Below are 15,252 nucleotides of genomic sequence, written 5' to 3' on the forward strand. Positions count from 1 at the left end.
TACAAAAAAAAGCCCTTATTACTAAGGGCTTTCAATATCAAAAAAAATAACAAATAAGATTTAGAAATTAACTTTTAGTGTTGCATTGATACCACTTGAGCTTACATCACTATTATATTGGCCTTGGTAAGAAATACCGAAAGTTGTTGATTTGCTTAATTGTGCATCAACACCTAAGCCAACACCAAATAGGTTATCCAGTTTGCCACCACGTAATGTTGCATCACCTGAATTTGATAAGAAGAGGCGTGATTCAGGACGGTTATCACCAAATAAATGACTTGCAGAAATATCGCCTTTTAAAGCCATATTAACGTTGCCAGCCATAAATGGATATCCACCACGTAAACCAATAGTACCAACTTGAATATCTTGTGAGTCAGTCTTAGTGGTAAATTTCATATTACCGACATTTTCGTTGATATCATCAGTTGATACACGCAACCAGCTAAATCCTGCATATGGCTCAATAGAGTACTGATTAGTATTAAATTGAGTATAAGCACCTTCTAAGAAAATTTGAGTAATTTTTGCATCATAACTTGTAGAGTTATAACCTGCATTTTGTCCTACCCAAAGTGTTCTTTTTGCATCTCTATCTTGGTTAGTATGTGTGAAACCATAGTTTAATGAAGCCACGTCATACAGATTAGACACACCATAAGCACCAATATGGATATCGTTACTGTCTATTTTACCGTGTTCATTACCTTTATATTTGGTTGAACCCGCACCAAAGAATAAACCTGCTTTGGTATTTTCGGTCACATCAATTTCTGCACCTAATAAGCCAACATAGAAATCAACATCCATATTGCTATGACCATAATCAGCACTGCCCCATTGGCCAATACCAGTCATCCAAATACGTGCATTGCTATTATCCAATTTAGCATAACGGCCTTGACCAATACCCATTGCTTGATCTTTCACAGTACGTGTTAAACCTAACACATTCACTACACTTGCACTGTTAGCATTAAGGTACATATCGCTGCCCAATGAATTATAAGTCTTGCTCAGATCTCTTTCATTCATTGGTAATACTGCATTGAATAAATCGCCACGACCTGTGCTATCCAATGTATTAGCAATAGAGCGACCATTTTCATTGTTAGCAAATGTGGCTAAAGAAGTATTTTCTTTCTTACTTAATGTACCTGTAATTGTGTTGTCTTTTACAGAAACATTTTTATCAAATAATGCATAATCACTATTTGGATTGTTATTGGCTAACATTTTAGTTTTAGTACGATTATCAACTAAATTGTCCGCATTAACGGTGCCTGTCGCGACTGTATTATTAAGATAGATATCTTTTAATTGACCTTCATTATCGGCACCAATATCTAAACTAGCTCCTTTATTTAAGGCCATATCACCAACATTAACATCATGTCCAACGGTAACTAAATACGTTCCTTTATCGTTGATATTGATATTAGCTTTATGACTCTCATTTGAGGCTAATTGGCCTTGTTGTGTAAAGGTATCGTTATAACGATCAATGACACTTAATTTACCACCGTTGACATTAACAGCTTCAGTGCCAAACGATTCGGTAAAGCCATATAATGTTCCTTGCTCGACTGTTGTACCGCCACGATAAGTATTATCGCCAGTCATAACCAGTGTGCCTTCACCTCTCTTAACTAAAGCACCATCATATAAACCAGCGTCAATTTTAGCTTGAATAGCATCAGCACGTTTTTGGTAATACTCTTTACGCCATTTCTCAGCATCTTCTTTGCTAACAATATGGGAAGTTGGATCTGGGTTACCATCGTTAATAACAAAATCCGTTCCTAAATTATAATCACCACCAGCCGCAATACCCTTCTCTTGATAGTCTTTCAGCCATGCTAAATCTTCTTGTTCACGAAGATCTAACGCAGTTTGTGAAATATCATTTGTCCAGACATCAAGCGGTGTCATACTTAAGTTATATTCAAATTTACCTAAGAATTGACCCGGACCATACATCCCTTTATCTAAATCTGGGGTACCCCAACCATAACGCACATCCGGCGTACCTTCAGCCGCAGTCCAGCTATCATATAAAGAGCCATCTGGATTACGATGATTAGCAGTTGTAAACATCACGTCACGAACTTGCATCGCATTCATTGACTCGTAACGCGACATCAATACACCCATTGCACCCGTAACGTGAGGTGCCGCCATTGATGTACCACTAAAGGTATCCCAACCTGCATTTCCCTCTTCATCAACAACTGACGAATAAATGTAACGACCTGGTGCAACAACCGTCCACCATTTCGCATTACCCGCTTCATTGAAGATTTTTTCTAATTCATAACCCGATTTGTCTGCATTCTGTTTCAGACCCGCAACTGCAATCCAATGTTTTTCTGCTTCAGGATTAAAGTAAGGATAAAGAGGACGATAATAAGGCTGAGCAAAGTCTCGGTTACCCGTTGTAAAGACTTGAACAACGTTAGTGCCTTTTACTGCGTCATAAGCGGCATCAACAAAGGAAGGTTTATCGCCATAGACTTTTTTAAAGTAGAAATATTCGTATTCCGTTTGCGCAGTGGTATCTACTGGCATATGTACTGTTGTATTACCGCCATCAGGGCCTACAGTTTTATCTGCGTTAATAATACGAGTGTTTGTACCCCAGCTATTATTAATGACTTGAGCCCCTGCATCGACCATGGCTTTCCAGCCAGTGTAGAAATAGGTGTAATCTTGGTAAGGACCGTAGTTATTGCTGTCTGTTGCGCCTGTATTTCCTAAATAGACATCCGCACCCCATGCCACCCCATGCATACCATTGCCGTCACGGTTTGCACCTACAGTGCCTGTAACGTGTGTTCCGTGTGTATCATTCACACCTTTGATCCAGCCTCCATCAACATCAAAAGCTTGACCTTTTTCATAATGCCCACCCAATTCTTGAGGATAGCGCATACCCGTTGTGCCATATTGACCTTTGGCTTTTACTGCATGAAAACGAGCATCATTCAATTCTGGATGTGATAATAATGCACCAGAGTCCATGACACCGATTTTGGCACCTTGCCCATGAAAACCAAGTGCATAAGCACTAGAGGCATTCATAGCAGCTAGCCCCCAGTCTTTTTGATACTCTTGGCTTTCCCAACTTTTGGTATCGCCTAATTGCCCAGCTTCTGAATATGCTACAGAATATCCAGAAAAAAGAAGTGCTGATGCAACAAGGGAAAGTTGAAATATATTATTATTTATTTTATTTTTTTTATTTATTTTGTGATGGTGACTTAAAGCTATTTCTTTGTTCATTCTGTACCTTCAGTTATATTAAAATTTAATAACATTAATTAAGGATCAAAAACAAAAGACGCAAAGATTCTCTAGTTTCTAGAGAAATAATTACTTGAAGGACATCTCAAAAATATGATCCCACACCATAAAAATAGATAGATTGACTACGAAATCACAATTTAATAGATAGATTAAACAAAAATAGATCGCTTGTTATTATATTACAAATAAACAAAATTAACCTATTTCAATATTAGCCTCATTGGTAATAATATTTAAATAAACTTAATAAAGATAACCTAAATAAAAAAACAAAAACATCAAATTGATTAACAATTTATCTTTGAGAATATTTCTCTCTATTTAACTTTAGTCTAAAAAATATAATCCACATTATTTTAAATATAAAAAAACAGTATCTTTATTTTAAAAATACTGTTTTTCTTTTAATTTGATTTAGTGTTACTACTTATTTTTTATTCAAAAGGCGTGACTTCCATTTGTCCTACCATACCTTTATCTGCATTTTCTAATAACTGGCTATAATACAGGAAGGGGAAATGTGAATAAGAAGGCTGTTTTAATTCCACCAGCAATTCACTTTGGTTTTCGATCCAAACTGTATCTTTCCAACCAAAATCTGCAGGTGCAGGTTTCTGACCATTATGGTTAATCACTTTAAAACGGGCACCTTCAATATGGAATGGCTGTGGTGTCGGTACTGTTACAAGCCAACGTTCCCACCCATTTTGCTTGCCTACTAAATCAATTCTTGAAAGCTCCCAACGAGCATTATTTATTCCTGGAGGACTGTTATGCAGTTGGATGGTTCTAGGCTGAATAGAAGTAGTGATTTGAGTGTCATCTACTGCCAATTGTGCAGGTGCTTTATCTGTCACTAACGACATCAATCCGGTTGGTTTAATGGTTAATACATTGGTATTACGTAGTAAATCAGAAGGTTCAAAAATACCACGGAGCCTATCCATAAAGCCAGCACTTTGCCCTGCGGTAATTGTCACTTCTCCACCTTCTGACATATCAACCAATATTTCACGTCGCTCACCCGGAGCCATCGGAATTGATTTCAGCTCTACGGGAGATGTTAATAGCCCTTGATCAGAAGCGATAAGGTAAAGTGAGCGACCATCATTTGCGGTTAGTTCATAACGACGAGCATTAGATGCATTAACTAAACGTAAGCGGATCCATCCTCTTGAGACTTCAATATAAGGATCTTCACGTCCATTGACTAACAATGTATCGCCATAAAAACCATCACTAGCAGCTTCTTTGTCGTATTGTGGCGTACCAAAATTATCGATACGTTTATCTTGAATAATGATAGGAAAATCATTCACACCATAATGTTTTGGTAGAGGAAGGGATTTACTCTCTTCATCTTCCACAATCCACATTCCCACCAATCCATTATAAACATGAGGTGCCATTTTAAAGGGAGTATTGGCGTGATACCAACATGTTGCTGCTTTCTGGCGAATAGGCAATACCGGCGACCAATAAGCACCGGGTGACATTAATCTTGCTGCACCACCGACTTGAGTCCCCGGAACTAATAAACCGCTCACCGTCATTGATACTGCTTCATTAAGACGGTTGCTATAAATAAGTTTTATATCATCGCCACTTTTGACTTTGATTGTCGGTCCCGGTGTTGAGCCATTGATCCCCCAAACTTCCGCTTTTTGAGTACCATTAAATGCCCAATGCACATTTTGCAAAGTCAGAAAAAGAGGCTGACCACGGCGAGATTCCAACAATGGCGGTATAGGTAATTGTTTATCATTAACTGATTCAGCACGAACAGAAGAAGATATTGAGCCCAGACATACCGCTAAGCCTGAAGCCTGAATAAACTGGCGACGACTAAATGACATACTTTCTCCGCAACAAAATACAAATATTCCTATCGCATAATCAAAAATGTAGAGACAGGAAAAAAGCTGCTGTGATTTAAAGACAAAAGGACTTAAATGAAATTACGGGAGCATAATAGCGCGGATGTGACATAAATCCTAAAAATAGTTGATAATCTAGTATGTTTTCATTAATTAAAAATGATATAAGCCTGAAAATCAGGCTTATATTGTTATGATCAAAAAAACCAAATAAGTATTAATTTAATTTACCAGGAAAATCACGCTTATTCATTTCTTCAACTTCTTTATCTAACTCTTCGATTTTCGCTTTCATAATTTGACGACAATCTTCTGCTAATTCTCGAACTTGATCTTTGGTGTATTTTGATACATCAATTGGAGGCAACATTTCAACAATAACGTAGCCATTATTCCAGCGATTTAGCTTAATTTTATCCTGCGTTGTAGAAACACAAACCGGAATAATAGGCACACCTGCTTGGATGGCGGCATGGAATGCACCTGTTTTAAACGGTAAAAGGCCACGACCACGACTACGAGTTCCTTCAGGGAACATCCACACAGAAATCTTCTTTGATTTAATTTGATCAGCAACTTGTGAAATAGTGCCATGTGCTTTAGAGCGATTTGCTCTATCGATCAAAATATTACCGGTTATCCAATACAACTGACCAAAAAAAGGAATGAAAATTAAGCTTTTTTTACCCACGGTTACAGTATTAGGTTGTACTGCATTTGACATCGTCACCATATCAAAATTATTTTGATGGTTTCCAATATAAATACTTGGGCCATAGCTTTCCGCTTCTTTTGGAAAACGCTCAACGAGCTTGATACCAAAAACAGTAGATAACTTGCCGAATAAACGTCCATAAGTCATTACATGTTTAGGATTTCTTGGTGAAAACATGCAATAAATCATTCCAAACGTCACCACAATAATGGTGTACAGGATGACAATGATGCCTCGAATAATGGCTAACATAAGTTTTAGCGTCCTAAATAGAAGTGGGTCAACAGACCCACTAAATATCAATTAAGTATTAGATTTAATTGGTTTCAATATCAATATGATCGATAACTTGAGCACCACGAGGTAAAGAGGTTCCTCGGCGTCCACGTTTTGCTTTAAAGCTAACTAGCTCATTCATCGACATTGTCATTTTACGTTTACCGAAATGTAGCGTTACAGAGGCATTTTCAGGTAATACTCGTAACCAAGCGACGTTATCCTCACCACTTGCTGCTTGTGAAGCAGGAATAGAAACCATCTGATTTCCCTTTCCTTTTACCATCGTTGGTAATTCTGTCGCTTCAAAAATCAGCATTCTGCCACCTTTCGTAATGATCATAATGAGATCAGTGAGCTCATTATTCAAGCGTTGTGGCGGTAATGGTAATGCATTTTCAGGTAAAGTCAGTAGTGATTTCCCTGCTTTATTTTTAGAAGTTAAATCATCAACCTGACAAATAAAACCGTAACCTGCATCAGATGCCATTAAGATTTTATCGGTACCTTCGCCCATAACAACATGGCGTAATTGTGCACCCTTCTGAACTTTTAATCGTTCAGTTAGCGCATCGCCCTTGCTACGACCAGAAGGTAATGCATCAACATCAACGGTATAGCTTTGACCAGTTGTATCAATCAAGTGTACCGGTTGGTTACTCATGCCTTCAACGGCATTAAAATAATCATCACCGGATTTAAAACCAGCCGATTTAGCATCAATATTATGTCCTTTCTGGCAACGAATAAGCCCTTTTTCAGACATAATGACAGTAACAGCTTCTGGATGTAGATGTTTTAACGGAATAGGTTCATCGCCCACATTACCGCTAAAATAATTGAGTTCTTCTGCTTTAAGCACTTCTTGCTGACCATCAACAGTAAAGATTAATGCTTCATCTTTAGGTGCGAACAGAATTTGTTCAATCACATCACCTTGCTCTTTTCCTAAAGCAACAAGACGTGTACCACGTCCTTTTTTATTCATTTCATTTAGCTGTTCTGCTGAAATGGCTAAAATACGTGTTTTATCAGTGATGATAATAAACCAGTGTTGCTCATTTTTCTTCTGAGGATCAACTAAGAATGGTTCTAATAACTCAGTCTCTTCAGAAACAGTCAGCAACCCTTTACCTGTCTTATTCTTTGTTTCCATCTCATCGTAAGAGAGAACAGAGCCATAGCCTTCTTTTGTCGCCAGTAAGTACTCTTGCCCAGCACTTCCCGCTAACATGTATTTCACGCTGGCATCAGGTGGGAAAGTTAACTTGCCAGTTAATGGTTCGCCTTGGCTACGCCCTGAAGGCATATCATTTGGACTTAAGGTGTAACTACGTCCCGTAGAATCGAGGAACAGAACTGGCTGATTACTCATACCACGTACTGCGCTGTGATAACTATCCCCTGCACGATAACTCATGCCACTCGGATCAATATCATGTCCTTTCGCATTGCGTACCCAACCCATTTCAGACAGCACAATGGTAACAGGCTCTGATGGCAACATATCTTGTTCATTAACTACTTTCGCCTCTTCTTGAGGACGGATCGGCGAACGACGATCATCACCAAATTCTTTTGCGTCAGCTTCAATCTCTTTTTTCAGTAAAGTATTTAAACGACGTGGTGAACTTAACAACTTCTCAATGCTATCGCGTTCTTTTTCAAGCTCATCACTTTCGCCTTTTAGTTTCATCTCTTCAAGTTTAGCTAAATGACGTAAACGTAACTCTAAAATAGCTTCAGCTTGAATATCGGATAACTCAAAGCGGCGCATTAATTCTGCTTTTGGCTCATCTTCATGACGAATAATTTCAATCACTTCATCAATATTGAGATAAGCAATTAATAAACCTTTGAGAATTTCTAAGCGACGTAAAACTTTTTCTAAACGGTGATTTAAGCGGTTTGTGACTGTTTGACGGCGATAAACTAACCATTCGTTTAAAATAGTCAGCAATCCTTTTACTGCTGGGCGGTTATCTAACCCAATCATATTTAGGTTAACACGATAACTTTTCTCTAAGTCAGTATTCACAAACAAGTAGTACATAACTTGTTCTAAATCGACGCGATTACTACGAGGAACAATAACAAGTCTAGTTGGATTTTCATGATCAGATTCATCACGTAAATCTTCAACTAAAGGTAGTTTTTTGGCACGCATTAATGCAGCAATTTGCTCGAGTACTTTGGCGCCAGAAACTTGATGAGGTAATGCAGTGATCACCGCACACCCTTCTTCTTTCTGCCACACAGCCCTCATTCTGACAGAGCCACGCCCTGTTTTATAAATCTTTTTGATATCGTCTTGAGCGGTAATAATTTCAGCTTCAGTCGGATAATCAGGGCCTTGAACATATTGCATCACATCAGATAATCCCGCATCAGGGTTATCTAAAAGCATCACTAAAGCTTGCCCTATTTCACGCGCATTGTGCGGTGGAATATCCGTTGCCATCCCAACAGCAATACCTGTTGTTCCATTAAGCACGATATTAGGTAAGCGTGCAGGTAACATTTTCGGCTCTTGCATCGTGCCGTCAAAGTTAGGGATCCAATCTACCGTACCATGTCCTAATTCACTCAATAATGTTTGTGAATATTTAGAAAGGCGTGATTCGGTGTAACGCATCGCAGCAAAAGATTTCGGATCATCCGGCGCCCCCCAGTTACCTTGTCCATCAATTAACGGATAACGATAAGAGAAAGGCTGAGCCATTAATACCATTGCTTCATAACATGCAATATCACCATGTGGATGATATTTACCTAGCACGTCACCAACTGTACGAGCTGACTTTTTAAATTTTGCGTTATTACTTAAACCAAGCTCTGACATCGCATAAACGATGCGACGTTGCACGGGTTTTAGCCCATCTCCAATAAAAGGTAATGCACGATCCATAATGACGTACATGGAGTAGTTGAGATAAGCATTCTCTGTAAATAAGTGGAGCGGTTGGCGCTCTACACCATCATGAGTCAATTCACTCATTCAATTTTTTCCTCAGACTCTTGTGGTATCCATTACACTTCGATGTCAACTTCATCGCCTTTCTCTTGTAACCAATTTCGGCGATCTTCAGAGCGTTTCTTCGCTAACAACATATCCATCATGCCTAGGGTTTCTTGATAATTTTCATCATCAATCACCAATTGCACTAAACGACGCGTATTAGGATCAAGCGTTGTTTCACGCAATTGAAGAGGGTTCATTTCACCCAATCCTTTAAAGCGCTGTACATTAGGCTTTCCTTTTTTACGGCTTAGACGTTGTAAAATGGCATTTTTTTCTGATTCATCAAGGGCATAATGAACTTCTTTACCCAAATCGATACGGTAAAGCGGTGGCATCGCCATATAAACGTGTCCATCCTTAACAAGAGCAGGGAAATGCCGCACAAATAAAGCACACAATAAAGTGGCGATATGTAAACCATCCGAGTCCGCATCTGCAAGGATACAAATTTTACCGTATCGTAATTGGCTTAAATCATCACTATCAGGATCCATACCGATTGCCACCGAAATATCATGGACTTCTTGTGACGCTAACACTTCATCAGAAGAGACTTCCCATGTATTTAAGATCTTACCGCGCAGAGGCATAATCGCTTGATATTCACGATCCCGTGCTTGTTTAGCGGAGCCTCCCGCAGAGTCCCCTTCAACTAAAAATAGTTCGGTGTAACGTAAATCTTGAGAAGTACAATCAGCTAATTTACCCGGTAATGCTGGCCCTGAAGTAAGTTTCTTTCGTACCACTTTTTTGGCGGCACGCATACGGCGCTGAGCGCTGCTAATGGCCATTTCAGCAAGTAATTCACCGATTTGAACATTCTGATTTAGCCATAAGCTAAAAGCATTTTTTACAGCATTTGCAACAAACGCACTGGTTTGTCTTGAGGAGAGTCGCTCTTTGGTTTGCCCTGCAAATTGAGGATCTTGCATTTTCACTGATAATACATAAGCACAACGCTCCCATGTATCATCAGCCGTTAACTTAAGCCCTCTTGGTAGTAAATTACGGAATTCACAAAATTCACGCATTGCATCTAACACGCCTTGGCGTAAACCATTTACGTGAGTACCACCTTGAACCGTCGGAATTAAGTTAACATAGCTTTCAGTGAGTAGATCGCCACCTTCAGGTAGCCATAACATAGACCATTCAACGGCTTCATTATCACCTTCAAATTTACCAGTAAAAGGCCCTTCTGGAAGGCGAACAAATTCTGCAACAGCTTCACTTAAATAATCGGTTAAACCATCAGCGTAGCACCAGTTTTCTTGGGTGTTATTTACTTTATCTATAAAAGAAACATTAACGCCTGGGCACAGTACCGCTTTGGCTTTTAATACATGAGATAAGCTTTTAGAAGAAAAACGAGGAACATCAAAATAGGAGCCATCAGGCCAAAAATGTACACTCGTTCCTGTATCTCGTTTCGCACAGGTGCCAATTTCATGTAACTCTTCAACTTTATCGCCATTTTCAAAGGAAATTTGGTAAATTTTACCATCACGACGAACAGTTACTTCAATACGCTTTGAGAGGGCGTTAACAACCGAGATCCCAACACCATGCAACCCGCCAGAAAATTGATAGTTTTTATTAGAGAATTTTCCTCCGGCGTGGAGGTGAGCAAGGATTAACTCGATAGCAGAAACATTAAGTTCAGGGTGAATATCGACAGGCATTCCTCGCCCATTATCGATAACTTCGATAGATTGGTCTTCATATAAAATGACATCGACCTTCGATGCGTGTCCCGCAAGCGCCTCGTCCACGCTATTATCTATCACTTCCTGTGCCAAATGGTTCGGTCTTGTTGTATCTGTATACATCCCGGGACGGCGACGTACAGGCTCTAGACCATTAAGAACCTCAATATCCTTTGCGTTATAACTTGATTGAGTCATTGTTTTAATCTGCGGTTCGCTGTTAGAAAAATACTGTCTATAATAACAGGTGTTGACGGCAATATGATATTAATTTTCGGCTAGATACATCAACCTACGTTTTACAGGTTAATCGACCGAAAGGCTAAATTATCTTTAAAAATTGAATAATTTTCGGAAAAAAACGCTCAAAACCCACAAAAGCATGGTTTCCATCCGATTCTATGGTTTGCCTACACGCGCCAAGATATGAGACAGCTTGACGATAATCAAGTATTTCATCTCCAGTTTGTTGAAGCAACCAAATAAGTTCCGGTGATGTGATTGTGGGAATACGCAAAGCAAGTAGCTCATCCATGTGATGAGGTTCTAGCTTATATTTTTGATGTGTATAAGGATTTTCGTTCTCCCCCAAGAAGTCTTGCAAAAGATCGAACGGTCGTATTGCAGGATTAACAACAACAGCGGGTAAATTAAAACGTTGAGATAACCAAATAGATAAATAGCCACCTAATGATGAGCCAATTAATCCAAGTTTGTCATCTGCACTCTTTTTAACTAACGTTTCAATTAGCTGAGCGGCTTCTTGAGGATAAGGTGGTAATTGAGGAATTAATAATTCAATTTCAGGATGAGTTACTTCAAGCCATTGGCGAAAAGCCTGTGCTTTTGCTGATTTCGGTGAGCTATTAAAGCCATGTAAGTAAAGAATACGAGGCATAACTTAATAGCCATCCGCATCAAGATCAGGACAAAATTCAGTACCTTCTAAACGGTAAACCTGTGTGTCAATTTTGCCCTTCTCATCAGATGAAAGTGACATTTCCAAATAGCGCCAGCCTGGAGAAACAGTATCTAATGTAAAATTTGTACAATGAGGGCGAAACTGAATACACGTAGAAGGCGTCGCCAACAAGCGAATACCATTCCACATTTCATCCATTTCTTGGTGAATATGACCACAAAGCATCATTTTTACTTGAGAGTGATCTTTTAAACGCTCGGCTAACTCTTGAGAATTTCTTAAACTATGTTGATCTAACCATGTACACCCTGAAGGCATAGGATGATGATGCAACAAGATAATCGTATCTCTGTGCTTTTGGCTTTCAAGACAGCGTGTTAGCCAATCTAACTGACAATCTGATAACTCACCATGAGGAACGCCTTGAATTTGGCTATCTAATAATAGCATTTGCCAATTATCACCAATCAACACTTGTTTAGCTGACAAAATTCCTGCCTGATTTAAAGCATCAATCATCGCAGGCTGATAGTCATGATTGCCTGGCAACCAAACACAAGGAGGTACCAGCGTCGCTATGCCATCAGCAAAATGCTGATAAGCTTCAAAGGTTTGATCTTGAACTAAATCACCTGTCGCAACAATCAAGTCAACATCAAGACCCTGCTCTCTAATCGCATTTAATACCGCATGGTAGCTACGATAGGTATTAATACCCAGCAGAGTGTCTTCCACATTAGCAAAGAGGTGGGTGTCTGTGATTTGTAATATTCTTACGGTGTTTTTCTGTTTCACCGATAACTCAAGCTGGCTTTCCAAAAGGTTTCCTTGTTTCACTCTCATTAGCCGTTATGTTAACGTATTTTCGTAGTAAAGATCTGCCAACCAATACACATTTCAAAAGATTAGTGAGAAATATTCTCGCTTTCAATCACGTTTTTTTCACTTCATTTTACAATTTAATTCATTTGATATCGTACACTTAGAGATAGTTACTCTACTTGATAATATTATTAAAAACATCCTTTACAGATTTATTAACGTATTAAATTACTGACCAGCGCTCTCTTAGTGCAATATGATGAAGTTGTAACCATTGCAGAGCAATAACAGATGCCGCATTATCAATAACGCCTTCTTCAACCCAACGATAGGCTTGTTCTCGGCTCACTACATGAACACGAATATCTTCGTTCTCACACGCTAATCCATGAATACCTTTTGCTGTTGTTGCATCAACTTCGCCAACATAGACATGCATTCTTTCACTCGTACCACCAGGGCTTGAAAGATAACTCACAATAGGTTCGCATCGTCCAACAACAACACCCGCTTCTTCTTGAGCTTCACGTCTAACAACATCTTCAGGGCTTTCCCCTTCTTCGACCATACCCGCAACGACTTCAAGCAACCAAGGTGTCTCGCTGGTTTCATACGCAGGAATACGGATTTGCTCAATTAACACCACTTCATCACGTTTGGGATCATAAGCGAGTAAAACACCTGCATTGCCTCGTTCAAAAACCTCACGTTTAACTTCTTCACTCCATCCGCCTTCAAAAAGGCGATGTTTAAAGCGATATTCGGTCATGCGAAAAAAGCCTTTATACAAATCTCTCTGATTGAGCAATTTCACATCTTCACGACCGTATAAAAATGGTGTATTTTCCCTTTTCTTCATACAATGTTCCTTAAGTTACATTTAAGAGTCTTTTTTATTGCTTACGTTTAATACAGATTTAAAGAAATTTGCCAACAATTCATGTAAAGTTAATCTAAAATAAAAGGATATGGCACAAATGGCTACCCCTACTTAGGGAAACAATCTGCTAGAATTATCCCCAATCAAGATTAACAGAGGCAACTCAGCGAAACTGTTGCAACAAGGAATTAAAATGAAAAAACTGCTCTCTCTTTTGGTCACGATGAGTTTGGCAGGATTCAGCACTGCAAGTCAGGCTGAGGATCTGCTTCAAGTTTATCAAAAAGCAAAGGACAGTAACCCTGAGTTACGCAAATCATTAGCTGAACGAAATCAAGCTTTTGAGAAAATTAATGAAGCTCGTGGCTCATTATTACCACAATTAGGATTAGGTGCATCTGCAGACTATAAAAGTGGCTACCGTGATGCAAGAGATACCGAATCTAATTCTATTGGTGCAAATTTAACGCTGACTCAAAGTGTGTTTAATATGGCCTTATGGCGCCAATTAAACATGCAAGAAAAGACAGCGGGTATGAGCGATGTGACTTACCAAACAAGTCAGCAAAAGCTGATATTAGACACCGCGACCGCTTACTTTGATGTCTTGCGTGCTATCGATTCACTATCATTTATTGAAGCGCAAAAAGAACAAGTTTACCGCCAGTTAGATCAAACAACTCAACGTTTTAACGTGGGTTTAGTGGCAATTACTGACGTACAAAATGCGCGTGCAAATTACGATAGCGTACTGGCACAAGAAGTGGCAGGTCGTAACCAATTAGATAATGCATTAGAAAAACTACGCCAAGTAAGTGGTATCTATTACATTAATCTAGCATCTCTAAACATCAACCGTTTTTCAACAACATCACCAGACTCTATTGAGAAACTGCTAAAAGATGCTGAAGAGCGTAACTTAAGTTTATTAAGTGCTCGTTTAGGCCAAGACTTAGCGCGTGAAAATATTCGTTTAGCGCAATCAGGTCACTTACCAACTGTAGATTTAAATGCATCAACTGGCGTATCAAATAGCCATAGTCACGGCAGCGCATTACCTCCAGCAACAGCAGGTAATAGCCGTAATAGTTACAATGGTCAAAATAGTATTGGTCTGTCTGTTAGTATCCCTCTATATACAGGTGGCAGAACAAGCTCACAAGTTGAACAAGCACAATATGGTTTTACTAGTGCAAGCGAACAATTAGAATCGGTTTATCGTTCTATCGTTCAAATAGCTCGTTCTTCTTATAACAATATTTCTGCATCAATCAGTAGCATTAAAGCCTATCAACAAGTCGTTGTTTCTGCGCAAAGTTCATTAGATGCAACTGAAGCGGGTTATCAAGTAGGTACTCGTACTATTGTTGATGTGTTGAATGCCACAACAACGCTTTATGATGCAAAACAGAAGCTATCCAACGCGCGTTATGACTATTTAATTAATCAATTAAATATCGAATATGCACGTGGCACATTAAACGAAAATGACTTAATTCAGCTTAATAATGCTCTGGGAGAAGAAGTTTCAACCTCACCAGACAGCATTATTCGCCCGTTAACAAACCCAGCTCTTAACGTTGCGCCTTAATCGTGAATTAAGAAGTTAGTCACTTATAAAAAACCGCTTTCAGCGATAAACTGATAAGCGGTTTTTTTTATGCTTTCTCTTCACATAAGATATTGTGTTATGGATTAAATTAATATCTCAACAATATCTATA

The 15,252-nt window shown here is 39.0% G+C and carries 9 protein-coding genes and 1 pseudogene; 1 reads left to right on the plus strand and 9 read right to left on the minus strand.

The window, feature by feature from the left end; translation table 11 throughout:
- Positions 1 to 60: 60 nt before the first annotated feature.
- The 9 genes and pseudogenes from pta to nudF all read right to left on the minus strand — a co-directional run bounded on the left by pta (position 61) and on the right by nudF (position 13,508).
- Complete coding sequence (gene pta, locus NBG71_RS13305) at positions 61 to 3,285, minus strand: autotransporter Pta (protein WP_250916920.1); 3,225 nt, start codon at positions 3,283 to 3,285, stop codon at positions 61 to 63.
- Between the two features lie 458 nt (positions 3,286 to 3,743).
- Positions 3,744 to 5,165, minus strand: a complete 1,422-nt coding sequence (gene ftsP, locus NBG71_RS13310) for a cell division protein FtsP (protein ID WP_191901548.1) — start codon at positions 5,163 to 5,165, stop codon at positions 3,744 to 3,746.
- A gap of 238 nt (positions 5,166 to 5,403) precedes the next feature.
- The gene (locus NBG71_RS13315; protein WP_075672915.1) at positions 5,404 to 6,153 is read right to left on the minus strand and encodes a 1-acylglycerol-3-phosphate O-acyltransferase; all 750 of its coding nucleotides are present in this window, start codon (positions 6,151 to 6,153) and stop codon (positions 5,404 to 5,406) included.
- A 64-nt stretch (positions 6,154 to 6,217) separates the two neighbouring features.
- Positions 6,218 to 6,943 carry a DNA gyrase C-terminal beta-propeller domain-containing protein gene (locus tag NBG71_RS18940; protein WP_373274652.1) on the minus strand — a complete coding sequence of 242 codons (726 nt, stop codon included), beginning with the start codon at positions 6,941 to 6,943 and terminating at the stop codon, positions 6,218 to 6,220.
- Between the two features lie 51 nt (positions 6,944 to 6,994).
- A pseudogene (gene parC / locus NBG71_RS13325) lies at positions 6,995 to 9,175 on the minus strand (DNA topoisomerase IV subunit A); the annotation flags it as partial.
- 32 nt (positions 9,176 to 9,207) lie between these two features.
- On the minus strand, positions 9,208 to 11,103 hold the full coding sequence (parE, locus tag NBG71_RS13330) for a DNA topoisomerase IV subunit B (RefSeq protein ID WP_159241791.1): 1,896 nt from the start codon (positions 11,101 to 11,103) through the stop codon (positions 9,208 to 9,210).
- 124 nt (positions 11,104 to 11,227) lie between these two features.
- Positions 11,228 to 11,803, minus strand: coding sequence for an esterase YqiA (gene yqiA / locus NBG71_RS13335; protein WP_099660212.1), 576 nt, complete (start codon positions 11,801 to 11,803; stop codon positions 11,228 to 11,230).
- Positions 11,804 to 11,806: 3 nt separating this feature from the next.
- The gene (gene cpdA, locus NBG71_RS13340) at positions 11,807 to 12,646 is read right to left on the minus strand and encodes a 3',5'-cyclic-AMP phosphodiesterase (protein ID WP_075672911.1); all 840 of its coding nucleotides are present in this window, start codon (positions 12,644 to 12,646) and stop codon (positions 11,807 to 11,809) included.
- A gap of 226 nt (positions 12,647 to 12,872) precedes the next feature.
- Positions 12,873 to 13,508 carry an ADP-ribose diphosphatase gene (nudF, locus tag NBG71_RS13345; protein WP_075672910.1) on the minus strand — a complete coding sequence of 212 codons (636 nt, stop codon included), beginning with the start codon at positions 13,506 to 13,508 and terminating at the stop codon, positions 12,873 to 12,875.
- Positions 13,509 to 13,722: 214 nt separating this feature from the next.
- Between nudF and tolC the strand changes: the two genes are divergently transcribed.
- On the plus strand, positions 13,723 to 15,120 hold the full coding sequence (gene tolC / locus NBG71_RS13350) for an outer membrane channel protein TolC (RefSeq protein ID WP_250916921.1): 1,398 nt from the start codon (positions 13,723 to 13,725) through the stop codon (positions 15,118 to 15,120).
- Positions 15,121 to 15,252: the final 132 nt, after the last annotated feature.

The sequence above is a fragment of the Proteus sp. FZP2095 genome (assembly GCF_023701425.1).
Taxonomy (GTDB): Bacteria; Pseudomonadota; Gammaproteobacteria; order Enterobacterales; family Enterobacteriaceae; genus Proteus; species Proteus cibarius.

Coding starts and splice junctions, on each gene's coding strand:
- pta (WP_250916920.1), bottom strand. CDS start 3,285: ATGAACAAAGAAATAGCTTTAAGTCACCATCACAAAATAAATAAAAAA.
- ftsP (WP_191901548.1), bottom strand. CDS start 5,165: ATGTCATTTAGTCGTCGCCAGTTTATTCAGGCTTCAGGCTTAGCGGTA.
- NBG71_RS13315 (WP_075672915.1), bottom strand. CDS start 6,153: ATGTTAGCCATTATTCGAGGCATCATTGTCATCCTGTACACCATTATT.
- NBG71_RS18940 (WP_373274652.1), bottom strand. CDS start 6,943: ATGTCTGAAAAAGGGCTTATTCGTTGCCAGAAAGGACATAATATTGAT.
- parE (WP_159241791.1), bottom strand. CDS start 11,103: ATGACTCAATCAAGTTATAACGCAAAGGATATTGAGGTTCTTAATGGT.
- yqiA (WP_099660212.1), bottom strand. CDS start 11,803: ATGCCTCGTATTCTTTACTTACATGGCTTTAATAGCTCACCGAAATCA.
- nudF (WP_075672910.1), bottom strand. CDS start 13,508: ATGAAGAAAAGGGAAAATACACCATTTTTATACGGTCGTGAAGATGTG.
- tolC (WP_250916921.1), top strand. CDS start 13,723: ATGAAAAAACTGCTCTCTCTTTTGGTCACGATGAGTTTGGCAGGATTC.